This window comes from Pontibacter litorisediminis (assembly GCF_029360645.1).
Classification (GTDB): domain Bacteria; phylum Bacteroidota; class Bacteroidia; order Cytophagales; family Hymenobacteraceae; genus Pontibacter; species Pontibacter litorisediminis.
The window spans coordinates 140915-166613 of the sequence record NZ_JARDUA010000001.1; the positions used below are offsets into that span (position 1 = coordinate 140915).

General features: G+C 55.3%; 25 protein-coding genes. 5 read left to right on the forward strand and 20 right to left on the reverse strand.

What is annotated here, in order from left to right; genetic code table 11:
• Window positions 1-35: 35 nt before the first annotated feature.
• The 4 genes from PXG97_RS00665 to PXG97_RS00680 form a co-directional block, all read right to left on the reverse strand.
• Window positions 36-722, reverse strand: a complete 687-nt coding sequence (locus PXG97_RS00665; protein WP_276495779.1) for a YggS family pyridoxal phosphate-dependent enzyme — start codon at window positions 720-722, stop codon at window positions 36-38.
• 96 nt (window positions 723-818) lie between these two features.
• A complete protein-coding gene (locus PXG97_RS00670) occupies window positions 819-1871 on the reverse strand; it encodes a vWA domain-containing protein (RefSeq protein ID WP_276495780.1) in 1053 nt (350 codons plus the stop codon).
• Complete coding sequence (locus tag PXG97_RS00675; RefSeq protein WP_276495781.1) at window positions 1855-2766, reverse strand: hypothetical protein; 912 nt, start codon at window positions 2764-2766, stop codon at window positions 1855-1857. Before PXG97_RS00675 ends, PXG97_RS00670 begins: the two co-directional genes overlap by 17 nt.
• Window positions 2759-3640, reverse strand: a complete 882-nt coding sequence (locus tag PXG97_RS00680) for a DUF58 domain-containing protein (protein WP_276495782.1) — start codon at window positions 3638-3640, stop codon at window positions 2759-2761. The genes PXG97_RS00675 and PXG97_RS00680 overlap by 8 nt, the downstream gene beginning before the upstream one ends.
• A 58-nt stretch (window positions 3641-3698) precedes the next feature.
• On the opposite strand from PXG97_RS00680, the gene PXG97_RS00685 reads away from it, so the two are divergent.
• Window positions 3699-4100: a DUF4296 domain-containing protein gene (locus PXG97_RS00685; RefSeq protein ID WP_276495783.1), complete on the forward strand. Its 402-nt coding sequence runs from the start codon at window positions 3699-3701 to the stop codon at window positions 4098-4100.
• Window position 4101: 1 nt separating this feature from the next.
• On the opposite strand, the gene PXG97_RS00690 is transcribed toward PXG97_RS00685, so the two are convergent.
• Window positions 4102-4458: a tRNA-binding protein gene (locus tag PXG97_RS00690; RefSeq protein ID WP_276495784.1), complete on the reverse strand. Its 357-nt coding sequence runs from the start codon at window positions 4456-4458 to the stop codon at window positions 4102-4104.
• A gap of 218 nt (window positions 4459-4676) precedes the next feature.
• Between PXG97_RS00690 and PXG97_RS00695 the strand changes: the two genes are divergently transcribed.
• Window positions 4677-6209 (forward strand): FAD-dependent oxidoreductase, encoded by a 1533-nt coding sequence (locus PXG97_RS00695; protein ID WP_276495785.1) that lies wholly within the window; start codon window positions 4677-4679, stop codon window positions 6207-6209.
• 51 nt (window positions 6210-6260) lie between these two features.
• On the opposite strand, the gene PXG97_RS00700 is transcribed toward PXG97_RS00695, so the two are convergent.
• From PXG97_RS00700 to egtB, 5 genes are all read right to left on the reverse strand, one after another.
• A complete protein-coding gene (locus PXG97_RS00700; RefSeq protein WP_276495786.1) occupies window positions 6261-6770 on the reverse strand; it encodes a DUF922 domain-containing protein in 510 nt (169 codons plus the stop codon).
• A 158-nt stretch (window positions 6771-6928) separates the two neighbouring features.
• Complete coding sequence (locus PXG97_RS00705; protein WP_276495787.1) at window positions 6929-8272, reverse strand: MATE family efflux transporter; 1344 nt, start codon at window positions 8270-8272, stop codon at window positions 6929-6931.
• Window positions 8273-8331: 59 nt separating this feature from the next.
• A complete protein-coding gene (locus PXG97_RS00710; RefSeq protein ID WP_276495788.1) occupies window positions 8332-9447 on the reverse strand; it encodes a pyridoxal phosphate-dependent aminotransferase in 1116 nt (371 codons plus the stop codon).
• A 48-nt stretch (window positions 9448-9495) separates the two neighbouring features.
• A complete protein-coding gene (gene egtD, locus PXG97_RS00715) occupies window positions 9496-10503 on the reverse strand; it encodes an L-histidine N(alpha)-methyltransferase (protein WP_276495789.1) in 1008 nt (335 codons plus the stop codon).
• 5 nt (window positions 10504-10508) lie between these two features.
• Window positions 10509-11783: an ergothioneine biosynthesis protein EgtB gene (egtB, locus tag PXG97_RS00720; RefSeq protein ID WP_276495790.1), complete on the reverse strand. Its 1275-nt coding sequence runs from the start codon at window positions 11781-11783 to the stop codon at window positions 10509-10511.
• Window positions 11784-11946: 163 nt separating this feature from the next.
• Between egtB and PXG97_RS00725 the strand changes: the two genes are divergently transcribed.
• On the forward strand, window positions 11947-12999 hold the full coding sequence (locus tag PXG97_RS00725) for an o-succinylbenzoate synthase (RefSeq protein ID WP_276495791.1): 1053 nt from the start codon (window positions 11947-11949) through the stop codon (window positions 12997-12999).
• A gap of 78 nt (window positions 13000-13077) precedes the next feature.
• Here PXG97_RS00725 and PXG97_RS00730 read toward each other — a convergent pair whose 3' ends face one another.
• The gene (locus PXG97_RS00730; RefSeq protein ID WP_276495792.1) at window positions 13078-14862 is read right to left on the reverse strand and encodes a chloride channel protein; all 1785 of its coding nucleotides are present in this window, start codon (window positions 14860-14862) and stop codon (window positions 13078-13080) included.
• A gap of 214 nt (window positions 14863-15076) precedes the next feature.
• Here PXG97_RS00730 and PXG97_RS00735 point away from each other — a divergent pair, with 214 nt between their 5' ends.
• Window positions 15077-15898 carry a metallophosphoesterase gene (locus PXG97_RS00735; protein ID WP_276495793.1) on the forward strand — a complete coding sequence of 274 codons (822 nt, stop codon included), beginning with the start codon at window positions 15077-15079 and terminating at the stop codon, window positions 15896-15898.
• Here the strand turns inward: PXG97_RS00735 and mnhG are convergent.
• From mnhG to mbhE, 7 genes are all read right to left on the reverse strand, one after another.
• Window positions 15852-16298, reverse strand: a complete 447-nt coding sequence (mnhG, locus tag PXG97_RS00740; protein WP_276495794.1) for a monovalent cation/H(+) antiporter subunit G — start codon at window positions 16296-16298, stop codon at window positions 15852-15854. The genes PXG97_RS00735 and mnhG overlap by 47 nt on opposite strands.
• Before the next feature lie 3 nt (window positions 16299-16301).
• Window positions 16302-16571 carry an MrpF/PhaF family protein gene (locus PXG97_RS00745; protein ID WP_276495795.1) on the reverse strand — a complete coding sequence of 90 codons (270 nt, stop codon included), beginning with the start codon at window positions 16569-16571 and terminating at the stop codon, window positions 16302-16304.
• The gene (locus tag PXG97_RS00750; protein WP_276495796.1) at window positions 16568-17065 is read right to left on the reverse strand and encodes a Na+/H+ antiporter subunit E; all 498 of its coding nucleotides are present in this window, start codon (window positions 17063-17065) and stop codon (window positions 16568-16570) included. The genes PXG97_RS00745 and PXG97_RS00750 overlap by 4 nt, the downstream gene beginning before the upstream one ends.
• The gene (locus PXG97_RS00755) at window positions 17062-18600 is read right to left on the reverse strand and encodes a proton-conducting transporter transmembrane domain-containing protein (protein ID WP_276495797.1); all 1539 of its coding nucleotides are present in this window, start codon (window positions 18598-18600) and stop codon (window positions 17062-17064) included. The genes PXG97_RS00750 and PXG97_RS00755 overlap by 4 nt, the downstream gene beginning before the upstream one ends.
• A 73-nt stretch (window positions 18601-18673) precedes the next feature.
• Window positions 18674-19027, reverse strand: coding sequence for an NADH-quinone oxidoreductase subunit K (locus tag PXG97_RS00760; RefSeq protein ID WP_276495798.1), 354 nt, complete (start codon window positions 19025-19027; stop codon window positions 18674-18676).
• A gap of 4 nt (window positions 19028-19031) precedes the next feature.
• Window positions 19032-19574: an MnhB domain-containing protein gene (locus PXG97_RS00765; RefSeq protein ID WP_276495799.1), complete on the reverse strand. Its 543-nt coding sequence runs from the start codon at window positions 19572-19574 to the stop codon at window positions 19032-19034.
• Complete coding sequence (mbhE, locus tag PXG97_RS00770) at window positions 19571-21877, reverse strand: hydrogen gas-evolving membrane-bound hydrogenase subunit E (protein ID WP_276495800.1); 2307 nt, start codon at window positions 21875-21877, stop codon at window positions 19571-19573. The genes PXG97_RS00765 and mbhE overlap by 4 nt, the downstream gene beginning before the upstream one ends.
• 148 nt (window positions 21878-22025) lie before the next feature.
• On the opposite strand from mbhE, the gene PXG97_RS00775 reads away from it, so the two are divergent.
• Window positions 22026-22949: a universal stress protein gene (locus tag PXG97_RS00775; RefSeq protein ID WP_276495801.1), complete on the forward strand. Its 924-nt coding sequence runs from the start codon at window positions 22026-22028 to the stop codon at window positions 22947-22949.
• Between the two features lie 141 nt (window positions 22950-23090).
• On the opposite strand, the gene nhaA is transcribed toward PXG97_RS00775, so the two are convergent.
• A complete protein-coding gene (gene nhaA, locus PXG97_RS00780) occupies window positions 23091-24455 on the reverse strand; it encodes a Na+/H+ antiporter NhaA (RefSeq protein WP_276495802.1) in 1365 nt (454 codons plus the stop codon).
• Window positions 24456-24624: 169 nt separating this feature from the next.
• Window positions 24625-25698 (reverse strand): alanine racemase, encoded by a 1074-nt coding sequence (locus PXG97_RS00785; RefSeq protein WP_276495803.1) that lies wholly within the window; start codon window positions 25696-25698, stop codon window positions 24625-24627.
• Between the last annotated feature and the right edge of the window lies 1 nt (window position 25699).

Here is a 25699-nt window from a genome sequence, read left to right on the forward strand (position 1 = left end):
AAGGCTGAGGTTTAATCCTTTCCCCCAGCCTTTCTTTATTTCTTGCTATAGTCCCGGGCACCGAAGATGCCGCTTCCCACGCGAATCATCGTGCTGCCTTCTTCCAGGGCTATTCTCCAGTCAGAGGTCATGCCCATAGAAACTTCCTTAAAGTCGTTGTTGGCCCGGAAGAACTTCACCTTCAGGTGTTCAAAGCAGGCGCGCAGCTGGCGGAACTCCTGGCGTAGCTTCTGCTCATCGTCGGTGTTGGTGGCGATACCCATAACGCCCGTGATCTGAACATACTGCATTTGCCGGTACTCCTCCGACTGCAGCAGCGCGTCGGCCTCGTCGCAGGTCATGCCATACTTGGTCTCCTCGTCGGCGATGGCAATCTGCAGCATGCACTTGATCGGTAGCGTGCGGCCATACATCTCGGCGCGCTTGTTTATCTCCACCAGCAGCTTCAGGCTGTCCACCGACTGTATGGTATCAATAAACTCAGCAATATACTTTACTTTATTGGTCTGCAGGTGCCCGATGAGGTGCCAGGCGATGTCGTGGGGCAGCAGCGCGTACTTGTCTACCAGTTCCTGCACCTTGTTCTCCCCAAACAGGCGGTGGCCGGCGTCATACGCTTCTTTTATAACCTCCACCGGATGCGTTTTCGAGACGGCCACCAGCCGGCAAGGCGTTGGCCGCAGCTGCTCATCAAAGTAAAGTATGTTCTCCTTTATGCTCATAGTTTTATAGTATAATTCTGAATAAGTGATTGAGTGGATGCGTGAATCAACCCCCAATCCTTTAACTTTCTAACTCCCAAGCTCTCTAACTCAAGATCAGTCTTCCAGCACGTTAGCGATGAACGTGTTTTTCAGCAGCATCCAGGCCAGCAGGAGCAGCAGTGCCCACTTCAGGTACACCTGGTAATAGTCCTGCGTGTCGCGGAAGCGCTTTTCAGTCACCTCTGTTTTCTCCATCCGGTTGATGCTCTGGAATACCTGCTGCAAGGCATCTTTGGAGTCGGCCCGGAAGAACTGCCCTTCACCGATTTGGGCGATCTGGCGCAGGCTGCTCTCGTCCATCTGGGTTTCCACGTACAGCACCTTTCCGCTGCCGTCCATGTCGTAGGGCACCCGGCCATCTTTACCAATTCCGATCGTATAAAGTTTTACGCCATAGGCGTAGCCAAGCTGGGCTGCCAGCTCAGGATCAAGGCTTCCGGCGGTGTTCTCCCCATCGCTGATCAGGATGATAACCTTGCTTCTGGCGTTGGAGTCGCGCATGCGGTTTATGGCTACGGCCAGGGCGCTGCCAATGGCGGTGCCATCGTTCCGGATCATGTTAAAATCAATGGACTTGATACTTTCGCGCAGCAGGTCGTAATCGGTGGTAAGGGGAGCAAGAGAGTAGGCGTCTCCGGCAAAGACCACCATACCGATACGGTCCTGCACCCTGCCGTTTATAAAACTGATGGCCACTTCTTTGGCGGCTTCTAGGCGGTTCGGCACAATGTCCTGCAGCTCCATCGAGCCCGACACATCCAGCACCAGCACAATGTCTATCCCTTCGGAGGTAAGCTCCAACTGCTCGTTTATACGTTGCGGCCTGGCCAGCGCCACCAGCACCAGCATCGTAAACAGCATAAACACCAGCCTGGGCACAAAGCGCAGCAGGCTGCTCCACTGCCAGCCGGTGCGCCCCTGAAACAAAGCCATGTCCAGCTTTAAGCGGGTGTTACGGCGAAGCAAGGACTTCAGGAGGAACAACAGCGGGATAACCGGTAACGCATAGAGCACCAGCGGATGCACCCAGTCGTAAGAACGCAGGGTATCGTAGGTGAACCACTCCAGGCTCAGCCAATCCCACATAGCCTTATTTAGTTCTAGCATTTCTGATCAGTTCGCGGTGAAGTTGGTAGCGCTCCAGGGAAAAGCGCCGCAGCATGCTCAGGGCAAGGTTCGCCTCTCCCTGTGATTCTTCCTGCAGGTGCCCGTAAATGGCCTTGTCGCAGATGCGCAGCGCGGTGTTGATTTCCTCATCATCGTTATAGAACTCCACAATCTCTTTGGTCGTGAACGAGTTGATGCCGCTTCGCTCCAGCTTGGTTAAGTAGTTTTTCCATAAGGTTACCGCCTTCTCCAGGCTTGCGGGCACCCCCGATTTCTGGAAGCGGTCTTTATGGGAGTTAAAGCGCGAGGTGTAGTATACATGATCCTTCCGGAGACGGTACAGCTTATACCTGCGCTTGATGGATTGCCCGAAAATAAGCCAGACCAGCGCCACTAACGCGACAACGGTAGTTACCCAAAGCAGCATGATGGGCCAGTTAAAGCGCTCCTCCACCGGCACCAGGTCTGTGTCTGCCTTTACCTGCAGCGGCTCTTCTACCGTGCGGACCAGCTGCTTCAGGTGCACAGTGCTGGCCGGTGCAAAGAGCGCCAGTGTATCTTGCCCGCGCAGCACGTACACCGGCACCGACAGCTGTTGCTGAGAGTCGGTCTCGAAGGTACGCAGGGTATAGATGGCGCTGTCGGTGCTGATGCCGTCCCTGGTGCGGGTAGGGTAGTAGGTGTTCTCTACCAGCTCGAAAGGGTAAAAATTAAAGTTTCCTGCCGGTAAAACCACCTCCAGCGTATCCGGGTGATGGTGCACCAGCGAATACTGCACCAGCTCCCCCAGGCGTATGGTGTCGCGGTTAAAGCGGCCTTCGGGTAGCAGGGGCTGTTGTGCCTGCGCAGCCAGCTGCCAGAGGCACAGGAGTAGGAGGATAAAGGACTTACGCACTTTTTTTAGTAGACTTGTTACGGAGCCTGAACAGGTTCACGAGCTGTGGCACGTAATCTTCGTTGGTGTTGATGGCCAGGTAATTGGCTTGGTACTTCTGGCAGAGGCGCATCAGCTGCTCCTGGTTTTGCTCGTATTGGGCCAGGTAGCGCTCCTGGAACTCGCGTCCTGAGGTATTCAGCCAGAGCGTGCGGCCGGTTTCTTTGTCCAGTATGGGCACGATGCCCATGGCAGGCAGCTGCTGCTCGCGTACATCGCGCAGGTGCAGCACGATCAAATCATGGCGCCGGGCCAGCATGCTCAGTTCTTTCTCGTAGTTGATGTCGATAAAGTCGGAGAGGAGCAGGATGATGCTGCGGCGCTTGATAATGTCCAGCGTGAGCTTGATGCCTGCCCCCAGGTTTGTTTTAGCGGACTTTGGCTGTAGCTCGTCCAGTGATTTGATGATGGAGTACGCCTGCTCTATGCCTTTGGCAGGCTTCAGGTACTTTTCTTTTCTGTCGGAGATGCAGATAATGCCGATCTGGCTCTGCTGCCTTGCCGCCGACAGAGCCAACACGCCGCAGATCTCCTTGCCCACGTCCAGCTTTTGCTGTGCGCCGGTGCCAATACGCTGGGAGGCGCTCACGTCCAGCATCAGAAACACCGACTGCTCTTTCTCCTCCCGGTAAGTTTTCACGAAGGTGCCGTGGCCTTTGGCTGACACGTTCCAGTCTATGGAGCGTACATCATCGCCATACTGGTAGGCGCGCACATCGTCAAACTCCAGCCCTGTGCCCTTGAACACCGAGTGGAAATCGCCCTGCATTTGCGTGGTGATGGCTTTGCGGATGCGGATCTCGTACTTTCGTAGCTTCTTGACAAGCTCTTTCATGAGAAGGTAAACTGCAGTCTGATTTTAAAATTAAGCGATAAACTCGTAATATGCATCCGTGAAAAGACTTTTCTCTATACTTTTTTGCGTAAGCCTGCTCGGCTGCCAGAGCCAAAGCGGCGAAAAACCAAAGGACATGATCCCGCAGGAGGAGATGGTGCGCATCCTTGCCGACATCCATACGGTGGAGGCCATGATCGAATCGAACGTGACTTACCCGGACACGGCTATGATGACCTACAACAAAGAGCAGGAGAAAATCCTTGAGCAACACAATGTTACGCCGGAGCAGTTCAAGAGCACCTACAACTACTATCTGGAGAACATTGGTGAAATGAACAAGCTCTACGAAGTAGTGGTAGACACCCTGAGCATGCGAGAGTCAAAGGCGCAGGCCCGGGAAGGGCGGCCACAGGAGATCAGACCAGCCACCGGCAAGGAGCAGCTGCAGGCGCAGTAGGCTACATCAGTTTGCTGCCGTTCGGCACCTTTCCGGCGGGCCGTGCCAGCACAATATCCCCGTTTTCGTCGGCAAAGCCCGTCACCAGTACCTCCGACATAAAATTTCCGATCTGCTTTTTACCCAGGTTTGTGACGCATAGCACCTGCATGCCTATTAACTCCTCCAGGCTGTACAGTTTCGTTATCTGGGCACTCGATTTCTTTATGCCCAGCGGCCCCAGGTCAACCTGCAGCTTATAGGCCGGGCGGCGCGCCTCCGGGAAATCTTCCGCGGCGATAATGGTCCCTACCCGTATGTCTGTTTTTTCGAACTCCTGCCAGCTAATTAGCTCCTTGCTCTGCTCTGGTGCGTACATCTTATTTTCAAATCGGTTTTAGTCGCCTCAAGTTAAGTATAAGTTCCGATGCTTTCCAGTCTCGTATCGCCTAAGGCTGTTTCCAACGGCCGTTTGTTTGCAAAAAATGCCTTCAGGAGCGGTTTAGCAACATAAGCGCAGGCACTTCGTACTCCTAATCATCCGGCTCCGCCTCTATGATGGGGCCACGTATCTACCGTTAGTACAAAGTATAAACTATGAAAAAAGAATCCGGAGCCACGATGCCTATTTGGGTGGACCAGGTGCAGCCACCCGCAACCGAAACGCTGGGCGAGAACATTACCTGCGATGTATGTGTAGTAGGGGCAGGCATAGCTGGCCTCACCACAGCTTACCTGTTGGCCAAAGAAGGGAAAAAGGTGGTGGTGCTGGAGTCGAAGGACATTGGGGGCGGTGAGACCAGCCGCACAACGGCCCACCTCTCCAATGCGCTGGATGAGCGTTTCGACAACCTGATAAAGCTGTTCGGCAAAGACGGGGCCCGTCTGGCCTGCCAGAGCCATGGGCGGGCGATCGATAAAATCGAGCAGATCATCGGCGAGGAATCCATCGATTGTGACTTTGCCCGTGTGGATGGTTTTCTCTTCGCCACCACCCCCGAAGAAGAGGCGCAGCTGATGAAGGAACTGGAGGCGGTACAGCAAATTGGCTGGCAAGAGGTAGTGCTGCGTAAGCATAGCCCTCTGGAGACACTGACCACTTACCCTTGCCTGCATTACCCGAACCAGGGCCGCTTCCACATTATGAAGTACCTTTCTGGACTAGCCAAGGCGATCACTGAAAACGGGGGCAAGATTTTCACTGGAGCGCACGTCAAAGACTTCAGGAGCGGGCCTGTCGCGACAGTTGTGACAACCTCCAACCATTCTGTTTCTGCCAATCACCTGGTTGTGGCCACCAATACACCGGTAAACGACCGGGTTACCATACATACCAAGCAGGCCCCTTACCGCACCTACGCCATCGGGGTGCAGGTACCCAAAGACTCCGTTCCGGATGCGCTGTATTGGGACATGAAAGATCCCTACCATTATGTGCGCCTGCAAAAGGATACGGTAGGTGATGCCGCATACGATATTTTGATAGTGGGGGGAGAGGACCATAAAACCGGTCAGCGCGACAACCCTGCCGAGTGCTTCCGCAAACTGGAAGACTGGACTCGCCTGAAGTTCCCGATGGCAGGGCAGGTGCAGTACGTGTGGTCGGGTCAGGTATACGAGCCGGTGGATGGATTGGCCTTTATCGGACGCAATCCTGGCGACGAGGACAATGTGTACATCGCCACCGGCGACTCGGGCCATGGCATGACGCATGGCACCATCGCCGGCATGCTGATCACTGACCTGATCATGGAGCGACCAAACCCATGGGCCAGCCTGTATGACCCCGCCCGATCTCCTTTGCATTCGGTAGGTGAATACCTGAAAGAGAACCTGAATGTGGCGGCCCAGTTCAAGGACTACGTAACACCCGGAGAGGTGGACGATCCGATGCAGGTGATGCCCGGCACCGGCAGCATCATGCGGAAAGGTGCACAGAAGGTGGCCGTTTACTGCGACCAGGACGGTGTGCGCCACCAGTGCTCTGCCGTTTGCACACACTTAGGCTGCGTGGTGAGTTGGAATAGCGTGGAAAGTTCGTGGGACTGCCCCTGCCATGGCTCCCGTTTCGACCCTTTTGGCAAAGTGATCACAGGCCCGGCCACAAGCGACCTTGGCCCCGCCAGCTAAGCATACCAGCGCGGAGACGCCAGATTCATACCTTGAGGCTTACCAGTTAAACTACCGGTAAGCCTCCAGCTTTTTAAGTCGGGCTGTGATCGCGGCCTCCCACACCTGTTGCTCCTCTTTGTCCAACCCGTGCCGCGATGCTTTGTCAAAAGCGTCCTGCTCGGCTTTCCAGCGCTTAAAAGCATTGTTCACGACCAGGCTTAGCTTAGTTTTGAGGCTTACGCAGTTGAGTTGCTGCAAATCGTGGCGCAGTTGGCGTGCGTGTACCTCCGTTAGGTCGAAGTGCAGCTGCTCGTGGGCCAGCAGTTTTTCGGAGTTCTTCCGCTTAGACCAGGACTGCTGCGGCAGGAAGACGCACTTAACCGTATAGGTGTACTCGTTCTTCTTGCAGGTGGCGTTAACGGCCAGGTTGGCTGCTGTTAGGGCGTGGTGCGGGGCGCTCTCGTCGGGCTCTCCCTGAAAATCATCCCAAGAAAGTTTTCGTTCAGGAGACCATACAAGGTGCTCGTTAGTAGCACTTTCTAAAGAGGCAGGTGAAGCATTGCTTGCAGCAGGAGACATTGCGGCAGTTGTTCCTGTATAGAACAATGGCAGCAATATTCTTGTCCAAAACGACAGGAATAGGGTAAAGTTAAACATGTAGTACTTTGGCTAGAAGTTGATACTGTTTCTGGGCAGGTAACAGCCTTCAAAGGTAAAAAGTGCCCGGAATTTGTACTTTACCTGAGTGTCAGTCGGTTACACAGCTTTCGGAACCGCAGCGTGAGCAGCACGGCCGCCACCGAAAGCCCGGCCAGCAGCCCCATCCAAACACCGTTTACACCAAAGCCGGCTTTAAAGCAGAGTAGGTATCCTATGGGCAGTCCAATCACCCAGTAAGCCAATAACGATATAAGGCTTGGGATTCGTACATCCTCCAGCCCGCGTAGCGCTCCCAGGCCCACTACCTGTACCCCGTCCGATATCTGAAACAGAGCCGCGATGATCAATAGCCCTGAGGCCAACTGAATCACCTCAACATCATCAATATAAAGCATCGGGATAAGCTCGTTTAGCAGCACCATCAGCAGGCCGCTACCGATCATGAAGACCACACCCATCACCAAATTACTGTAGCCAGCCATGCGCATGGCGCTGTAGTTAGCGAGTCCTTTCTGGTTTCCTACGCGGATAGTGGCTGCTGCGGCAATGCCACTGGCCATCATGTAGGTTACCGAGGCAACGTTGATGGCGATCTGGTGTGCGGCAAGCTCGGTGGCGCCAAGCCAACCGATCATCAAGGCAGAGAAGCTGAAAGCCCCCATCTCGAAGATCATCTGCCCCGATATGGGCAAGCCTAGCTTAAAAATGCGGTACATGTGGATGAAGGACAGGTGACGCAACCGCAGGAACCGCCTGAAAACCTCAAAGCGCTTGGCATACAGCACCCATCCGGCCATGGCAATCGCCATCACAATGCGTGAAATCAAGGTGGCCCAGCCAGCCCCCAGCAGGCCCATCGGCTCAAAGCCCAGCTTACCGAAGATCAGGATGTAGTTGAGGAGCACGTTGAGGCCGTTGGCAAGTATAGAGATATACATGGCCTGCTTGGTTAGCGAAAGCCCCTCCGCAAACTGCCGGAACGCCTGAAACACCATCAGGGGCACCATCGAGAGAAATAGTACATTGATGTAGGGGATAGCCTGCTCTACCACCTGCGTGGGCTGACCGAGTATGGTGATGTAGGGGGAGAGGAAATAGCCTGCGATGAAAAGCAGGATGCCCAGCAGCACGTTGGAGACTAGCCCGTTGAGCAGCAACAGCGATATGCGGGTATAGTTGTGCCGGCCATCGGCGGCGGCAATAAGTGGCGTAATGCTATACGATACCCCCAAGCCAAAAACCAGGGTAATGGTAAAGATGCTGTTGCCTAACGAGGCTGCGGCCAGGGGCAGGGTGCCGGTCTGGCCTACCATCAAGCTGTCGAAAACGCTTACCAGGATGTGCCCCAGCTGGCTTAGCACCACAGGGTAGGCGAGGGTGAAGTTTTTGGAAAAGTGTTGCTTATAGTCGGTAATGTTCATGCGGCGCACATCTGGTAATGAGGCCGCAAAATTAGCGGAAATAACCGGAAAGCGCAGCTTTATTCTTCAGCTGTTAATAGCGCCAGCCCTTGCCGCAGCCGTTGCATGGCGTCCTGCAGGCGGTGTGTTTCAACGGCGAAGGACATACGCACATGGCCCGGGGCCCCAAAATTGTCGCCCGGGGCAAGTTCCAGGTTGTAGCAGGTCCGCAGGTAGCGGCAGAGGTCGGGTGTGGTTTTCAAGAGCTCCCCCGTAATGCTGGTGCGGTTAAGGTAGTAGCTCAGGTCGGGGAAAAAATAGTAGGCCCCCTCTGGGATGGAATAGGTGATGTGCGGAATCGCCTCTAGGCCCTTCTGCATGACGGTGCGGTTTTCAGCCAATACCTGCAGCATGGTCGGCAGTTCCTGCTCCCGCGCCAACAGGGCTGCCTCGGCCGCATCCTGCACAAAGATGCTCACCCCCGACAAAGTGGCGCCCTGAAAGCCAACGCACCGCTTCACCAGGTCTTCCGGACCCAGTATGAAACCGAGGCGCCAGCCCGACATGGCGAAGTTTTTGGAAAAGCCGTTTACGACGACTGTTCGTGCCGCTTTCGCCCCTTGGCAGGAAAGGATAGAAGTAAAAGGCCTGCCGTAAGTAACAAGGTCATATATTTCATCTGAAATCAAGTATAGGTTCGGGTATTCATTCACGACTTCAAGCAGCGCTTCGAGCTCCGCTTGGCTATAGATACGCCCGGTAGGGTTGCCGGGGTTGGTGAGCAGCAGGATACGGGTTCGCTCCGTAAGGACGCTGCGCAGCATGGAGGGGGTGAGGCCATAGTCGTCTTCTGGTTGCGTAGCCAGGGCCACCGCCTGGGCGGGGCTGTACTTCAGCAGTTCATGGAAGCCGAACCAGGCAGGGGTGGGTACCACTACCTCATCGCCTTCTTTCAGCAGGACCGTGAACAGGTTGTAGAGCGCCTGCTTGGCGCCTGGCGTAACCAGCACCTGCTCCGGGCTTACCGCTATACCGTCTTCTTTGTACTTCTGGCTAATGGCGCGGCGCAGCGACAGTGTGCCCTCGGTAGGGCCATACTTGGTTTTGCCATGCCGCAGGGCATCGATTGCGGCAGCTGTGGCGGCCTCAGGGCTCCTGAAGTGGCTGCTTCCTTCGGCAAGCGAAATAACCTCCATCGTTAATGCTAAAGGGTTTAAAAGAGAGAAAGCGTAAATGTATGGATTTTAACCTACACTGAAGAGCACATCGGCAAAACCTTGCTGGCTGTCGTAGAACACGGTTTCTGTTTTAAACCCGCACTGCCTGCCCAGTTCCTCCACCTCCGGAATGCTAAACTTATGGGAGTTCTCTGTGTGGATTGCCTCCCAAGCCTCAAACTGTACGGTAAGGTTTGCCTTACGCACATGCACCTCCTGCGCCACCTTGCTTACCAGAAAGCTGCGCATCACCCCCTCCAGCGGGTTGTAGATAGCGTGGTGGCTGAATTGATCCACGTCAAAATCGGCGTCCAGCTCCCGGTTGATGCGGTGCAAGAGGTTCAGGTTAAAGGCTGCAGTCACGCCGGCGGCATCGTCGTAGGCTTTTAGAATCACCTCAGGGTCTTTGCGCAGGTCCACGCCCATCAGCAACTGGTCGCCGGGTTGCAGGTAGCTGCGGATGCTTTTGAGGAAGGTTATACTGGCACCCTCCTCGAAGTTACCGATGTTGGAGCCCAGGAACAGCACCACCTTTCGTTCTGATTTATGCTCCTGCAGCCATTCCAGCGCCTGAAAATACTCTCCCACCACGGCCTCCACTTTTAACTGTGGCAATTCCTCCTGCAGGCTCTCCGAGAGTTCCTCCATGGCGTCGCCCGATATGTCTACCGGCACGTAATCAAACTGGCTTTGCTGTTCCGCAAGCTCTTGCAGCAGGACTTTGGTCTTCAGGGCATCGCCTGCCCCCAGGTCTATGAGGTGGAAAAAGCCTCCCCGGGAGAATTGCTGCGCCATGTTATACTTGTTCTGCGTGAAAACCTCCAGCTCGCTGCGGGTGAGGTAATATTCGGGCAGCTCCATGATCTTCTGGAACAGCCTGCTGCCGGCGCCATCATAAAAATAGCGGGAGGGCAGCGATTTATACTGCTGTGTGAGTCCTTTTGCGATGTCGTTGGCAAAGGCGCTGGCGTCAGAGGAGTTATCCTGGTGGCGGCTTAGTTCTATCATAGGGGCAATGGGTGCGATGTCGTTCATTTGGGTTATAGTTTGTTGGCCAACCTTATTCCGGTGTATTGCCAGCGCTTGTCAGGGTGAAAGAAGTTTCTGTACGTTGTTCGGATATGGTTCTTCGGTGTGGCGCAGGAGCCTCCACGCAGCACCATCTGGTTGATCATGAACTTGCCGTTATACTCTCCCACAGGCCCGGGAGCCTTCGAGAAGCCAGGATAGGGGTGATAGGCACTGTACGTCCATTCCCACAGGTCGCCATACAGTTGCTGTACGCCCGTTGCCTTGGGGTCTGCCGGTGTGGGTTCCAGCAGCTCGCTCTCCACAAAGTTGCCCTGCCGCGGCGGGTACACCTGCGTGGCTGCTTCCCATTCAAATTCTGTCAGCAGCCGTTTCCCCGACCAGTTGGCAAAGGCATCGGCCTCGTAAAAGCTGAGGTGGCAGACAGGCTCAAGCAGGTCTACCTTCCGGAGGCCGTGCAGCGTAAAGCGGTACCAGGCATCATCCTGCCGCACCCAATACAAGGGCGCCTCCAGCTGTTGCTCCTTCACCATGGCCCAGCCCTCATCCAGCCAATGCCTGAAATCTGTGTAGCCGCCGTCCTGCATAAACTCCAGGTACTCGCCGTTGGTCACCAGCCGGTTCATGATCCCAAAGCCTTCCAACAGCACCTCATGCACACCCTGCTCGTTATCAAAGCAGAACCCGTTGCCTTGGTGGCCGATCTTATACTTCCCGCCGGGCACCTCCAGGAACTGGGCAGGGGTAGCCACAACCTGTTTTGGCTGCTCAGGCTGCGGGAGGTAAGTTGGCAGCAGGGGATTTGTTCCTAAAATATACTTGATATCCGTTACGAGCAGCTCCTGGTGCTGTTGCTCGTGCTGCATCCCCAGTTCCAGTATAGCTTTTACTTGCTCCAGTTCCTCTTCCGGAAGCTCTTGCAAGAGCGTGTTCATGTGTTCATTCACATACTTCCGGTACGCCAGCACATCGCGCAGGGGTGGCCGCGTGATGGTGCTGCGCTGGTGGCGTAGCACACGGCTGCCGAGGCTGTTATAGTACGAGTTGAAGAGGAAGGCGTACTGCGGGTGATACACCTTATATCCTGGCAGGTATGGCTGCAACAGGAGCGTTTCGAAAAACCAGGTGGTGTGCGCCATGTGCCATTTAGGGGGGCTGACGTCCACCATCGGCTGCACCACCATATCTTCCGGCTCCAGGGGGCGGCAAATGGTTTCGGTGCGTTGCCTGATTTGGTTGAATCGCTCCAGAAGCATTAGAGCGGGGGAGGCGGCTAGCGTGCTCATAAATAGCAAAGTTTAAACGGGGGAAAGTATGGAAAGGTCGGCCGGGGGGAAGCCATCAAGGGTATTGCTGCTGCGTTTTCTGTCATCAGATCGGTGGTTTGTTCTTCATCTACGGCATTTCAGGCGATTATGGTTTATCTTGCAGCTAAAACAGTCCTTTGCCATGAGCCTGCAACTAAGCTATACCCCGCATACCTTACAATTTAAGTTCGATGCCCGCACCAGCCGGGGCGCCCTATCCGAGCATAAAGTATACTTCCTGAAAGTATGGGATGCCGAGACGCCGGAGGTTTACGGCACCGGAGAGTGCGCTCCTTTGGCAGGCTTAAGTATAGATTACCGGCCCGACCTGGAACAGAAGCTGCAGCAGGTGGTGGAGCTGGTGAACAACCGGCAGGTAAGCCTCAGCACTGATGCCGAGCTGCCGCAGGAACTGCAGCTGCAGCAGTGGCCTGCCCTGCGTTTCGCTTTGGAAACGGCGTTGCTGGATCTGGAGAACGGCGGCAACGGCCTGATTTATGGCAATGCCTTCAGCCGGGGCGAAGCGGGCATCCCCATAAACGGCCTGGTATGGATGGGCGACCGGGCGTTTATGCAGCAGCAGATAGGGCAGAAGCTGGAAGCCGGCTATACTTGCCTGAAGCTGAAGATCGGCAGCCTGGACTTTACCACGGAGCTGGAGATCCTGCAAAGTATAAGGGAGGTGGCCGGAGCCGACCAACTGACGGTGCGGGTGGACGCCAATGGCGCTTTCTCGCCACAGGAAGCTTACAAGAAGCTGGAGCGCCTGGCAAAGTATGAGCTGCACTCCATAGAGCAGCCCATCCGGCAAGGGCAGGTGCAGGAAATGGCGCAGCTCTGTGCTTATACCCCTGTACCCATCGCGCTGGACGAGGAACTGATCGGGGTGCAGGAGCCGCAGGCTAAGGCAGCGCTGCTGGAAAGTATAAAACCTCAGTACATCATCCTGAAGCCCACCCTGGTAGGCGGGTTGGCCGCTAGCGCCGAATGGATACGCTTGGCAGAGGAACGGCAGGCCGGCTGGTGGATGACCTCAGCGCTGGAGTCGAACATTGGGCTGAACGCCATCGCCCAGTTCACGGCGCAGTATGAGGTCACGCTGCCGCAGGGGTTGGGCACCGGCCAGCTTTACCACAACAACATACCGTCGCCGCTCCAGATCAGGAAAGGAGAGCTGTGGAGGGAGGTGAAATGAGTGAATGGGTGGGTTCGTGTCTGAGGGAATACAGAAGAACGAGGGATCTTTGCTCAAACACTCTCTACTTATTGCAAATTAACTAACGTTTGTCGTCTTGATCAGCAGTTTGCGGTATTTAGTGAAGATGCTGGACTTGGACACGAAGCCGAGGTAGGTATCGCCCCGAAGCACTGGCAGGTTCCAGGCACCGGACTCGTCGAACTTCTTCATTACATCGGCCATGCTGTCGTCGTACTGTACGATGGCAGGGGGCTTTATCATAAGCTCCTTCACCTTAACCGTGTTGTACTTCTCTGTCTTGAACATGATCTCCCGCACGTTCTCCAGAAGGATGATACCGTCCAGCTTGCCCCCGGCTGTCACCACCGGGAACAGGTTGCGGCGCGAATGGGCAATCACGTCCACGAATTCCCCCAGGGTAGCCTCCGGCGACACCGGCTGAAATTCCGTTTCGATCAGGTGCTTTATTTTCATAATGCGCAGGATCGTGCGGTCTTTGTTGTGCGTGAGCAGCTGGCCTTTCTGCGCCAGCTTTTTCGTGTCCAGCGAGTAAGGCTCAAAATACTTCACCAGTGCAAAGGAGCTGGCCGCCACGATCATGAGCGGGATCATGAGCGTGTAGCCGCCCGTAATCTCGGCGATCAGGAACACGGCCGTGAGCGGCGCGTGCATCACGCCGCTAAGTATACCGGCCATTCCCACCATAGCGAAGCTGCCGGTGGGCAGGCTGCTGATGTTGAGCATGTTGATGATGCGCGAGAAAAAGTAGCCCGTGCTGGCCCCGACAAACATAGATGGCGCAAAGTTGCCCCCGTTACCGCCTGAGGCGATGGTGATAGTCGTGGCAAACACTTTTACCAGCGCCAAGGCGCCTACAAAGCATAGTATGAGCCACTCGTTGGTGCCGAAAAAAGCGAGCCAGCTATCCTGCAGCAGCAGTTGTGCCTGTCCGCGCTCCAGTAGCCGGATGCTGTCATAGCCTTCGCCGAACAGCGGCGGGAACAGCATAATGAGCAGGCCCAGCAAGGCGCCTCCTATCAGGGCACGCTTTAGAACAGTTGTTTGGTAGTCCTCAAAAAGCTCCTCCACGCGCAGCGCCATGCGGGTGTAGTAGACCGACATCATGCCGCAGAGTATGCCCAGCAGCACGTAGAACGGCACGTGCTCGGCGGCAAAGTACTCGGTTTGGCTGATGTTGAACAGGATGTCCTCCTCCAGGATGATCCGGGAGCTGAGCGCGCCAACCACAGCCGCGATGATAAGCGGTATGAAAGCGGAGATGCTGATATCGGTGAGCAATACCTCTATGGCGAACAGTACGCCCGCAATGGGGGCGTTAAACACGGCGGCGATGCCGGCGGCGGCCCCGGAGGCCAGCAGCAAAGTTCGGTCGCGGTAATTGAGGTGGTACTCGCGGCCATAGTTGGAGCCAATGGCAGAGCCCGTTACCACGATCGGCGACTCCAGACCCGCCGAACCTCCGAAGCCTGCGGTAATGGCGCTGGTCAACACGTGCGAGAACATTTTATGCCGCTCCACCAAACTTGATTTTTGGGATATGTTGAAAAGGATGTTGGCCGTGCCGCGCCCGATACTTCCCCTAAAAAACACCTTTACAACAAGCACCGTCAGCAGAATGCCCACCAGCGGAAACACCACCAGCCAGTAAGGCTGGTCCAGCAGGCGGTTGCCGTAGGCCAGCAGCAGCTGTATGTAATGCACCAGCGACTTAAGCACAACGGCGGCCACACCGGCCGTGAGCCCCACCAACACGCTCGAAATGAGCATAAACTCACGGTCAGAGGTATGGCGGCGCAGCCAGAGGAGTGGTATTTTAGACTTTCTGTAAGAAGAAGGCATTTTTAAGGAAGTGCCTGATGATGTATGGACTATATTTATGCAAAATTAGGAAGACCTGCGCCCAGAGCCAATAAATTTTTGCACTCTTTTAACAGAAACCCTTCAGAAAAATGTTTCGCTGCAGCCTAACCTAGAGCCGTGTTTCCCTGTTATTATAAAGGTATTGCTTGAAAATAGAAATAGAAACGAGAGAAATTGGTGTATGGGTAAACGGGTGGATCATCCTTTTTCTAACCTAGAACTTCCGGAGGAGCATGGGCCATTCCATGTGATAGGGGATATACATGGCTGCTTAAATGAGCTGCTGGAGTTGATGCAACTGCTTGGGTATAAGGTATGTTTTAATAAGCAGGAGGCCAGGTACGAGGTGGTGCCGCCTGCGGAGGCTAAAGCTGTATTTGTAGGTGATTTGGTAGACCGCGGCCCAAACTCGCCAGAGGTGCTGCGCCTGGTGATGGACATGGTGGAGCAGGGGCTAGCGTATTGCGTTACCGGCAATCACGACGACAAGCTACTGCGTATGCTGCTGGGCCGAAACGTGCAGGTGCGCCACGGGCTGGAGCTGACAAAGGCGCAGCTGGAGCCTTACGACGCCGTGTTCCGGGAGCGGGTAAAGGAGTTTCTAAGCGGCTTGCCGCACCACGTCATCCTGGATGAGGGAAGGCTGGTAGTGGCGCACGCCGGGCTGGAGGAGCGGCTGCACGGGCGCAGCACCAAGGGGGTTCGCGAGCTATGCCTCTACGGCCCCACCACCGGGGAGCTCGACGAGAAAGGCCTGCCCATTCGGCTTGACTGGGCCGCCGAATACTGCGGAAAAGCCATTGTGGTATACGGCCATACGCCGGTGCACGAGCCGAGCTGGCGCAACAACACCATCAACATCGACACCGGCTGCGTTTTCGGGGGAAAGCTCACGGCGCTAACGTACCCCGACCACGTGCTCACGGCAGTAGAGTCGCACCATACCTATGCGGAGTCAGTGCGGCCTTTCATACGTTACCAGCACCACCACCAGTCTCAGGCTTCTCCTTCTTAACCTCTACTGTATACTTATCATGGCTGGCTTTTCGCTCCAGTAATTCTTTTAGAATATAGTTGTTAAACTCGTCCAGTTTTGTTCTGCCCCAGAAGGGGATTCCATTCTGCACGGCCGTACGACCGATCACATGCGCGGCAACCGGTGTCGTGATGGAGGTGAACACGATTATGGCCAGCACCTTCAGCAGTATGCCCGGCTGGTTAAAGTATATAGCCATGCCCATCAGGATAAGGCCCAGCCCCAACGTGGCGCCTTTGGTGATGGCCGACATGCGGATGTAAAAATCAGGGAAGCGGAGCAGGCCAATAGCGGCGATGAGCATAAACACCACACCCAAAAGTATAAAGAAGCAGCTAACAAGTTCTTTGATCAGAACCCAGTCTATAGTTGTTGCCATGGTCTATTTGTTAATTCTCATGATGTAATAGGCGAACGATATGGAACCCAGAAAGCCGAATAATGACAGGATCATGGCCACGTCGATAAAATCCTCATTGTCAGTAAGCTCAGTGTAAATCACGATAATGCCGATCACGTTGGCTACGAACAGGTCGAAAGCGGTGACACGGTCAGGCAGGGTGGGGCCAATGGCGAAACGGATGGCCGTGAGCAGCAGGCAGATGCTCAACATCGCTATGGCAATGATCAGGGTTATCTGGAAAATCGTCATGTTGTCAGTTCCAATATTCTTCGTTCAAATCCATTCTTTATGTGCTGCTTGAGCTGTTCCACATCGCCGTGCTTCAGGTATAGCGTGTGCACGTAAAGGGTGGTGCGGTCTGCGCTCACGTCAATACTTAGCGTGCCCGGGGTCAGGCCAATCATGTTAGCCAGGATGGAAATGGCCAGGTCGGAACGGGCCTCCAGCGGATAGGCCATCACAGTGGGCTGCATGCGGTAGTGCGGGGTAATGATGTCGTATGCGATCTTCAGGTTCGCCACAAACAACTCTTTCATGAAAAAGAGGAGGAAACGAATCAGCTTTGGTATCTTAAGGAAATAGGAGCGTCTGTAAAAGTAGGAACTTAGCCACAGTACCGTAAAAACCAAGGCAAACAGTATCGTTGCGCTGATGGCGCTGTAAGGCACCGCCACAAAAGGGCGGTGGAAGAAGGTATACACCAGCAGGATGGCTAGAATAATATGGATCAGCAGGAGCCTCATGAGCCTGTTTTATTTTTGGCGTTCTTTGATAGTACTGTATCAGTGTACGTTTCGATGTGCAGAAGGCGTGTGGCAGCCCGCTCCGACAACTGCACCAACGGGCGGGCGTAGAGGCCGATAAAAAGGATGAAGCCCAGCAGCATGACGACCGGCAGGTACAGTTGCCACAGCCGCAGCGGGTTCACAGGGGCCAGGATGTTATCGGTTTTGGTAGGGAAAGGCCTTGGCTTCCAGAACACTTCGTTCCAGATCTTGGTCATGGAGAAAAGGGTGATAAGGCTAACCAACAGCGAGACGCCCACCAGCACGTAATCCCCTGCCTGCAGGCCTGCCTTGGCCAGCATGAGTTTGCCCCAGAAGCCGGAAAGAGGCGGGGTGCCCGCCAAACTCAACGCCGAGAGCAGGAACAGCACCGCCAGCCACGGCTGCTGCAGGTAAACCCCGCCCAGCTTTTTCAACGAGAACGTGCGGTATCGCTGCGCCACCACCCCGCTGATGAGAAACAGATTTGTCTTGACCAGGATGTTGTGTATGATGAAGAACACGCTGCCCGCCAGAGCCAACGGTGTGTAAATGGCCAGCCCCATCAGCATATAGCCGATCTGGCTGATGATATGAAAGGAGAGGATCTTCTTGAAGTCGGTCTGCGCAGCGGCTCCAACAACCCCGATCACCATGGTCAGGCCCGAGAGGATGGCCAGCAGCGGCAGCAAAAAATCCAGGTCCGACACGAAGAGCAGGGTGAACAGCCGGATAAAAGTATACATGCCTACTTTAGTGATCAGACCCGCAATGAAGGCGGAAATAGCAACGGGCGGGGTATGATAGGAGGCCGGTAACCAAAAAAACAACGGAAAGATAGCCGCCTTAATGCCAAAACCAACCAGAAAAAATACGCTGGCCATGCTGAGTAAACGGATATTCGGGTGATCCGGCGTTCGCACCAGCAAGGCCAGTTCTGCCAGGTTCAGGGAGCCGAAGAGGCTGTACATGATGCCTACGCCCGTCAGCAAGAGCCCCGACGCCAGAAAGTTAATGGTGACATACTTGAGCGTTCCCTCCAGCTGTCCCTTGGTACCGCCCAGGCTAAGCAGGGCAAAGCAGCAAATCAGCAGTAACTCGAACCATACGAAGAGATTAAACAGGTCGCCGGTAAGGCACACGCCCCCTACGCCCATCTGCAGCAAAAGCAGCAGTGGGTAGTAGCCGAAGCGCCTGCGCGTCACGTCCAGCCCCTGCAGGCTGAACAAATACACCGCCAGCCCGATAACAGCAGCCGATAGCAGTATCAGCGCACTGAAAACATCTGCAGCCAGTGTAATGCCATAAGGCGCCGGCCAATTACCCACCTGGGTGGATATGACCTCCTGCTCCAGCACCCGTTGCATCAGCAGTACCATAACCAGCAGCCATGCCACCTGCACCAGCCCTGCCATCAATGCCTGCCACTGCTCCTGCTGCCAGAAGGCAAAACACACGAGGGCACCATAAAGCGGAAGCAGCAAGGGTAAAACAAGCAGTAGGTCTGAGGTCATATAGGAAGATTAGCGGTTATTCTGTCGCGGGCACGCAGCGCTGGCGGGTAGGCGGCCAGCCCTTGGCTGGAGGTTAGTGTGGTTCGTTTTCTTTCTGCAGCTCATCCAGGTTGTTGGAGTGGAACGTCATGTACACGCGGCGTATGAGCACAATGGCAAAAGCCTGGATGCCAAACCCGATGACGATAGCCGTGAGCAAGAGAGCTTGCGGCACAGGGTCGGCATAGGGTTCGGTGGCTACCTGCTGCCCTTCCTTAAGAATCGCGCTGCCGCCACGCGTAAGCCCGCCAATCACGAACAGGAACAGGTTGGTGGCCAGGCCGAAAAGTATAAGGCCCAATATGACCTTGAACAAGTGCCGGTGCAGGATAAAGTATAAACCCACGGCAAAAAGGGTTCCCCCCATGAGCGGAAGCAGCGTTTCCATTCTTCTATTCTTTAGACATCGTAAAAACCATTTTCAGGATCATCCCCATCACCAGCAGGTATACCCCTGCATCGAAGAGGAGGGGCGTGCCCAGCGAACCGATGATCGGAAGCTTGCCTTCCAGCCAAAAACCCGACATGAAGGGCAGGCCGTGCAGAAGGCCCAATGTGCCGCTTGTGGCCGCCAGAAAGAGCCCAGCCGCGATCATGTATGCAGGCCTTAGTTTGATGATATGGTAGCGCCATCCTGGGGTGGGAGTGCCTGGAAACCTGTTCCAGGTGTTAGCGCTCATCAGCCTCAACATGTGCTGCGGAGCGCCCAGGCTGGGCTGCCGTGCCTGGCTGTAAAGCCTGAAGCGAAAGTACGCGTCCAGTGTGCGATCCGAGCCGTGCGCCAGCACATGAAACACGAAGGCGATAGACCCAATCAACCCGCCGATGAAGCCACCCCCGGGGTGGTTATGGCCCCGGAACAGGATGTAAACCGAAAAGAGCAGGAACAGGGGGGTGAGGTAGCGGATGGCAGTGGCAAATATGATAGTTCTCATGGTTTTCCTCCTTTCTCCGGGTTTAGGCGCAGCAGCGAGAAAATACCCAACGCCGCCACAGCCAGCACCGTGATCTCTCCTAATGTGTCCAATCCCCTAAAGTCTACCAGTATCACGTTTACAATGTTGCGGCCGTGTGCTTCCAGTAAGCTTGCCTTGCCGTAGTACTCCTTCAGTTCTGATTCCATCGCCTGCTGTTGCACCAGTAGCATTACATAGGTCATCAGCGCCCCAAACAGCACCGAGATACCGATAAACTTGTACTTCATAAACTGGTGCGAGAGGTAGGTGAAGGCGGGGAGCTTGTGCAGCAGCAGCACGAAGATCACAACCGTGAGCGTTTCGATGAGCAGCTGGGTGGCGGCCACATCCGGTGCCCCAAAAAGTATATAGAACAATGCCGCCGAGTAACCTATAAGCCCCATCACCACGATGGAGGTGAGGCGGGAGCGGGTGCCCAGCAGGAAAACCAGTGCGGAGATGACCAAGAAAAGCACCACCAGCTCGTACAGCCTAAGCTCGTGCAGCTGTTCTACCCGTTCGCTCATGTCCAGGCCCGGGGTGTCGCGCCAAAGGACGTAGAGAAGCAATCCGCAGAAAAAGAACATGATGTACATCACATAGCTGCGCAGGTGCCCGTTCTGCAGCTTAAGTATAAATTCCTTCGCCCCATGCAAAAACAACTCGAAAAGCCGGTGGTAAGTAGCGTCGGGGCCTAAGCGGTAGAGCGGCTGCAAGGCCGTGGCGCGGTGCTGGAGCCGGGGCAGGAAATAGTACAGCACCATGCCCAGCAGCAGGGTGAGCAGGCTTAACCCGAGCACCGGCGTAAACCCGTGCCACAGGCTCAGCTTGAGTTCCATGGCAGGGTTAGCCGTAACCACCCGGACGCTCTCCTGCAGCAACGGTAGCGGCACGGTGCCCACGAGCAGCCCTAACAGCAGCCCGCCAAAGGCCAAAACCAGCGGTGGGAAGTAGAGACTGAAGCCGGGGCTGTGGTGCAGTTGCGTTTTCTCCTCTCCCTTCCGCCAAAAGATACGATAGCTCATCAGGATAGCCACAGCAACAAAAGCCAGTCCGGTGAACATGCTGATGAGCAGCAGCAGATAGCTTTCCAGGGAAGCCTCGTAAAGCAGCTCTTTCCCCACAAAACCCAGGAACGGTATAACGCCGGCCATGGAAAGCGAGGCCAGGGTGGCGGCCGAGGCAATGGGTTTTACCTGTTTGCCCAGGCAGAATAGCTTGGTCAGGTCCCGGGTGCCGGTGCTGTGGTCTACGCCGCCGGCCACCAAAAACAGTGTGCCCTTGTACAGGGCGTGGGCCAGCAGAAACACCAGCATGGCCTTTAGCGCGTACTCATCGCCAATGCCCAGCATGGTCACCAGCAAGCCCAGTGCGCTGATGGTGGTGTAGGCCAGTATGGCCTTGAGGTCGGAGTGCTGCAAGGCCAGGAAGGCGCCTAGTACGGCCGTGATGCCTCCAGCCGCCATCAAGGTATAGTGCCACGCGTCGGGGCCGGAGAGGACGGGCGTAAGCCTGGCCAGCAAGTATATTCCTGCTTTCACCATGGTAGCCGAATGCAGGTAGGCGCTGACAGGCGTAGGCGCTGCCATGGCATTGGGGAGCCAGAAGTGGAACGGGAACTGGGCTGACTTTGTGAAGCAACCGAGCAGAATCAGCATGAGAGCAGGCAGGTACAACGTATGCTGTAGTACCACTGCCCGTTTCTCCAGTAAGTCGGTAAAAGTAAAGGCATCGGCAGCAATACTTAGAAGAATAAGCCCGCCCATCAGCGCCAGCCCCCCAAGGCCCGTGACCAGCAGCGCCTGCCATGCCGCCACACGGGCATCTTTGTCAGCCTGTTTATACCCGATCAGGAGGTATGAGCTGACGCTGGTGAGCTCCCAAAAAACAAAAAGCACGAAAATATTGTCGGAGGTTACCAGCCCAAGCATGGCCGTCATGAAAAGCATGAGGTACAGGTAGAAGCGGCCCAGCAAGGGGTCGCCCTCCAGGTAGCCGCTGGCATAGTACATCACCAGCACCCCAAAGAATGATATGAGCAAGGCAAAGAGCAGGCTCAGCCCATCCAGCCGGAACTGCAGGTTGATGCCCAGCTCCGGCACCCAACCGTGTTCCTGCGTCACCGGCTGCCCCTGTAGCACCTCAGGCATAAAGCCCAGGTAAAAGATGAAGAGCAGGAGCGGCGCCAGCACCATGGGCACTACCACAAAGCGGCCCAGAAACCGATGCAGCAGTGGGGCAGCGGCCGCCGTGATTATCCCAAACAGTAGCGCATAGAGCATGAAACCCGGCTTTTTAGATAAAATTTTTGTATGTTAACGTATGGAAAGAAAGTATACTTCCCAGTCCCCGCTTATTAGGTACGGAAATAGACCAAAGCAGGCTGTAGCGGCAAGTTTTTAGAGAAAACAACCAATAAGGAATACTACTATGAACAAGATCAACCGACTGATGGTGGGGCTTGACCTCACAGCAATGGATGACTCAATGGTGCATTATGCCGCCTTCCTGAGCCATGAGTTGCATGTGGAGACCGTTTACTTTATCCATGTAGAAAAAAGCCTCGATGTGCCTAGCGAGCTGCTGCAGAGCTTGGAGCGCACAGGGTTGCCTGCCGATGAGGGCATCCGCGAGATGATCATGACCAAGGTTGGTCCGGCCTTTCAGCAGCTTCCGCACGTGCATGTGGAGGTGTTGGTAGAGGAGGGAACGCCGGTTAAGGAGCTCCTCCACTGGAGTAAAATTAAGAACGTGGACCTGCTGCTGATGGGACGTAAGCTACGCCTGCGCGGCACGGGCGTGCTGGCGCAGAAACTGCTGCGCACAGGCCGCAGGAGCGTGCTGTTCGTGCCGGAGAATTTCGAGCCAAAGCTTCGCAACGTGGTCGTGAGCGTGGATTTCTCTGAGTACAGCGTGATGGCTTTGGAGCGTGTGCTGCAGGTGGCAAAGGAGAAACCCGATATCCACGTGGTATGCCTGAACGCTTACCAGGTACCATCCGGCTACCGCACCCTGGGCATGACGTATGAAGCCTTTGACGAGCGCATGCGGGGCTTTGCGCAGGAGAAATACAACAAGCTGATCTCGCGCTTCCCGGAACTACAGGGGCGCACAGAGTTGGCGCTGGTGCGGCTGGAGGACGAAGATGACATTGGCGAGCTAGTGGTGGTGGAGGCCAAGCGAAACCGCGCGGACATGCTGGTGATAGGGGCCAAAGGCATGTCGGCGGCGGCCTTGTTTGTGCTGGGCAGCGTCACCGAGAAGATCCTGCGCCACGACCTGGACATCCCGCTGCTGGTGTTTAAGAAAAGAGATGAGGACATGGGCTTTTTGGATGCCCTGCTTTCCCCATGAGAAAATGCTGAAGAAGTTGCTTAATGGTAACGCCCTGCCCCAGAAAAGAGGCAGGGCGTTGCTGTTTTATCATATCTGCTCGGCTCATCTGCTGCACTGCGGCTGCCGTAAAGGCTCGCTACTTGCTAGCCCCGCAAGAGGCTAAGCCTCCGTTCGGTCAGTAACCGGCTTGGGCCCGGAGAACCGCAGGATGAGGTAAGCCACAGTGCCGGCCACCACGGAAGCGCAAAGTATAGCGAGCTTGGAGAGCGGCAGCATAGGTGAGCTGGCAAAGGCCAGGTTGGCAATAAAAATCGACATGGTAAATCCAACGCCTCCCAACAAGCCTACACCGAACAACTGCATCCAATTAAAGCTCTTCGGTTTGGACGCGATGCCGGTGACAGAGGCCAGCCAGGCAAATAAAAGTATACCCAGCGGCTTACCCAGCACCAACCCAAGTATGATGCCCATCGGTAAAGCAGCGCTAAGGCTGCCCACTAAATCCGCATTGATGAAAATGCCGGCATTGGCCAACGCGAAGATCGGCATGATGGCATAGGCTACGATAGGGTGCAGGGCGTGCTCCAGGCGGTGCATGGGCGAAAGGGCTTCCTCGCAGTTGTTCTCGATGGTGTACACCGCGCCTTGGTACACCTCATCCTTTGGCTCAAACTCCGGGTCCTGCTGGGCGGCCAGATGGTTGGCGTGCAGATCTTCGATGATATTGGCGGTGCTGCCCACAAACTCTTCCTCCGTGATCTTAGAGCGGCCCGGAATGGTGATGGCCAGCAAAATGCCTGCCACCGTGGCATGCACCCCAGACTTGAGGAAAGCCACCCACATGATCACGCCAACCAGGATGTAGATCCAGATGTTGCGCATCTTCAGGGCGTTACCCACCAGCAACAGTCCAAAAAGGAGGAAGCCGATCCAGAGGCTCAGGAAGTTTACTTCTGAAGTATAAAACAGCGCAATCACGAGCACGGCGCCAATATCATCCACAATGGCATAGGCGATCAGGAAGAGCTTGAGCGAGAGCGGTGCGCGGGGGCCCAGCAGTGTAAGTATACCGAGGGCAAAGGCAATGTCGGTAGCCATGGGGATGCCCCAGCCTGGCAGGCCTTCGCTGTTCAGGTTCAGGAGAACGAAGATGCCGGCCGGCACAAACATACCACCCAGGGCGGCCGTCACCGGGAAAGCGGCGGACCGGATGGAAGAAAGCTCGCCCACCATCGTTTCCCGTTTGATCTCCAGGCCCACCACAAAAAAGAAAATGGCCATCAAGCCATCGTTTATCCAAAGTATGGCGGCTTTGGTAAGGCCGTAGTCCCCAAAGGCAATGGTGAACGGGGTGTTCCATACTTTTTCGTAAGTGTCTGCCCACGGCGAATTAGCCCAGGCAATGGCGATGAGCGTGACGAACATCAGCAGGATGCCGCTAAAGGACTCCGCCCGGACAAACTCCAGGAGCGGGTACAGAATGCGGCGGTATAGCTTTGGTTTGGCGGCAGTTCTCTTGTTCAAGGTCTAGATGTGTTGGTTACACGTGTGATTAAAGACGTTGCCCTTTGTGTAAATGTTCTGCAATACGGTTCTGCAGAGCAAGACAGGCGGTAAAAACGGCGCGAGGATTAATAGAAAAAGCCACAGTCTGCCTAAGCAAACTGTGGCTTTAGCAAGAGGTGTTGGGCTGCTACTTCACGACCTCTTTCGCTATGTACCGTGAGTTAAGCACACTAAGGGCGCCCATGTAGCGCAGGTTAAAGCGCAGCACATCACCCACTTTAAAGTTTTGCTCGTTCTGGCCCAACTCCACAATCAGCATATCAGAGCTGGCGCCGACCACGCTGATGTTCTCGTCCTTTGGGATTAGGAACTTTGGGTTAATGTCCAGCAGGCCCACGTCCAGAATAGCGCGGTGCGAGGTTTTGCCATACAAGCTCTCGTCTATCTCAAAGCTTTCGCCGCTCGGGTTCTCTGCCAGTACGCCGCTGGGGATCATCGGCTTCTCCGTGAGCTCAATGATCTCCGTCACCAGCTCAAACACATCGTCGTGCATGTTCTCAAACGTCTCGTTGGTGAACAGGTTAAGGCCAAAGAACAGGGCCTCGCCAATTCGGAAGTGGTTCACGCCTTTGGGTAGCAGGTGGTTAAAAAGCAGCGGTATGGTTACCGAGGTACCCCCGGAAACCCAGGGAATCTGGCGGTTGAACTTCGTCTCGATGATCTGTTTGTACAGGCAAAGCTGGATGAGCTTGTCCTGGGTAGGCATCACGCCGTGCAGGCAGTTAAAGTTGGCGCCCAGGCCAATGACCGAGATGCCCGGCAGCTCGAATACTTTGGCGTAGAAGCCCACCAGCTCCTCGCCCATCACGCCCTCGCGCAGGTCACCCATTTCGATCATGATGATGATCTTGTGCAGTTTTTGCTGTCTTACCGCTTCCTCCGAAAGAAGCTTGATGATCTCCAGCTCCGTTTGAAAGCTTACGTCCGCATACTGTATGATGTCTGGTATACTTTGCTTAGGGGCCGGCTTGATGTACACCGTCTGCACTTCGGGGGCCATTTTCTTGATCACCTTCAGGTTCGTGACCCTGGAGTCGTGCACCTCCCGCACGCCCAGGTCCAGCACCTCCTTCAGGTAGAGCTCCAGGCCGCAGAGCAGCTTGGTCACCACGCCCCAGTCGATGCCGCGCTCCTTGAACACGTGGTCCAGGTGCTCGTAATTATGCTTTAGTTTATTGTGGTACAGTTTCAGAACTGCCATG

Bases quoted from the DNA above. Each gene is read 5' to 3' on its own strand.
- PXG97_RS00665 (WP_276495779.1), bottom strand. From the start codon at position 722: ATGAGCATAAAGGAGAACATACTTTACTTTGATGAGCAGCTGCGGCCA.
- PXG97_RS00670 (WP_276495780.1), bottom strand. From the start codon at position 1,871: ATGCTAGAACTAAATAAGGCTATGTGGGATTGGCTGAGCCTGGAGTGG.
- PXG97_RS00680 (WP_276495782.1), bottom strand. From the start codon at position 3,640: ATGAAAGAGCTTGTCAAGAAGCTACGAAAGTACGAGATCCGCATCCGC.
- PXG97_RS00690 (WP_276495784.1), bottom strand. From the start codon at position 4,458: ATGTACGCACCAGAGCAGAGCAAGGAGCTAATTAGCTGGCAGGAGTTC.
- PXG97_RS00695 (WP_276495785.1), top strand. From the start codon at position 4,677: ATGAAAAAAGAATCCGGAGCCACGATGCCTATTTGGGTGGACCAGGTG.
- PXG97_RS00700 (WP_276495786.1), bottom strand. From the start codon at position 6,770: ATGTCTCCTGCTGCAAGCAATGCTTCACCTGCCTCTTTAGAAAGTGCT.
- PXG97_RS00705 (WP_276495787.1), bottom strand. From the start codon at position 8,272: ATGAACATTACCGACTATAAGCAACACTTTTCCAAAAACTTCACCCTC.
- PXG97_RS00710 (WP_276495788.1), bottom strand. From the start codon at position 9,447: ATGGAGGTTATTTCGCTTGCCGAAGGAAGCAGCCACTTCAGGAGCCCT.
- egtD (WP_276495789.1), bottom strand. From the start codon at position 10,503: ATGAACGACATCGCACCCATTGCCCCTATGATAGAACTAAGCCGCCAC.
- egtB (WP_276495790.1), bottom strand. From the start codon at position 11,783: ATGAGCACGCTAGCCGCCTCCCCCGCTCTAATGCTTCTGGAGCGATTC.
- PXG97_RS00725 (WP_276495791.1), top strand. From the start codon at position 11,947: ATGAGCCTGCAACTAAGCTATACCCCGCATACCTTACAATTTAAGTTC.
- PXG97_RS00730 (WP_276495792.1), bottom strand. From the start codon at position 14,862: ATGCCTTCTTCTTACAGAAAGTCTAAAATACCACTCCTCTGGCTGCGC.
- mnhG (WP_276495794.1), bottom strand. From the start codon at position 16,298: ATGGCAACAACTATAGACTGGGTTCTGATCAAAGAACTTGTTAGCTGC.
- PXG97_RS00745 (WP_276495795.1), bottom strand. From the start codon at position 16,571: ATGACGATTTTCCAGATAACCCTGATCATTGCCATAGCGATGTTGAGC.
- PXG97_RS00750 (WP_276495796.1), bottom strand. From the start codon at position 17,065: ATGAGGCTCCTGCTGATCCATATTATTCTAGCCATCCTGCTGGTGTAT.
- PXG97_RS00755 (WP_276495797.1), bottom strand. From the start codon at position 18,600: ATGACCTCAGACCTACTGCTTGTTTTACCCTTGCTGCTTCCGCTTTAT.
- PXG97_RS00760 (WP_276495798.1), bottom strand. From the start codon at position 19,027: ATGGAAACGCTGCTTCCGCTCATGGGGGGAACCCTTTTTGCCGTGGGT.
- PXG97_RS00765 (WP_276495799.1), bottom strand. From the start codon at position 19,574: ATGAGAACTATCATATTTGCCACTGCCATCCGCTACCTCACCCCCCTG.
- mbhE (WP_276495800.1), bottom strand. From the start codon at position 21,877: ATGCTCTATGCGCTACTGTTTGGGATAATCACGGCGGCCGCTGCCCCA.
- PXG97_RS00775 (WP_276495801.1), top strand. From the start codon at position 22,026: ATGAACAAGATCAACCGACTGATGGTGGGGCTTGACCTCACAGCAATG.
- PXG97_RS00785 (WP_276495803.1), bottom strand. From the start codon at position 25,698: ATGGCAGTTCTGAAACTGTACCACAATAAACTAAAGCATAATTACGAG.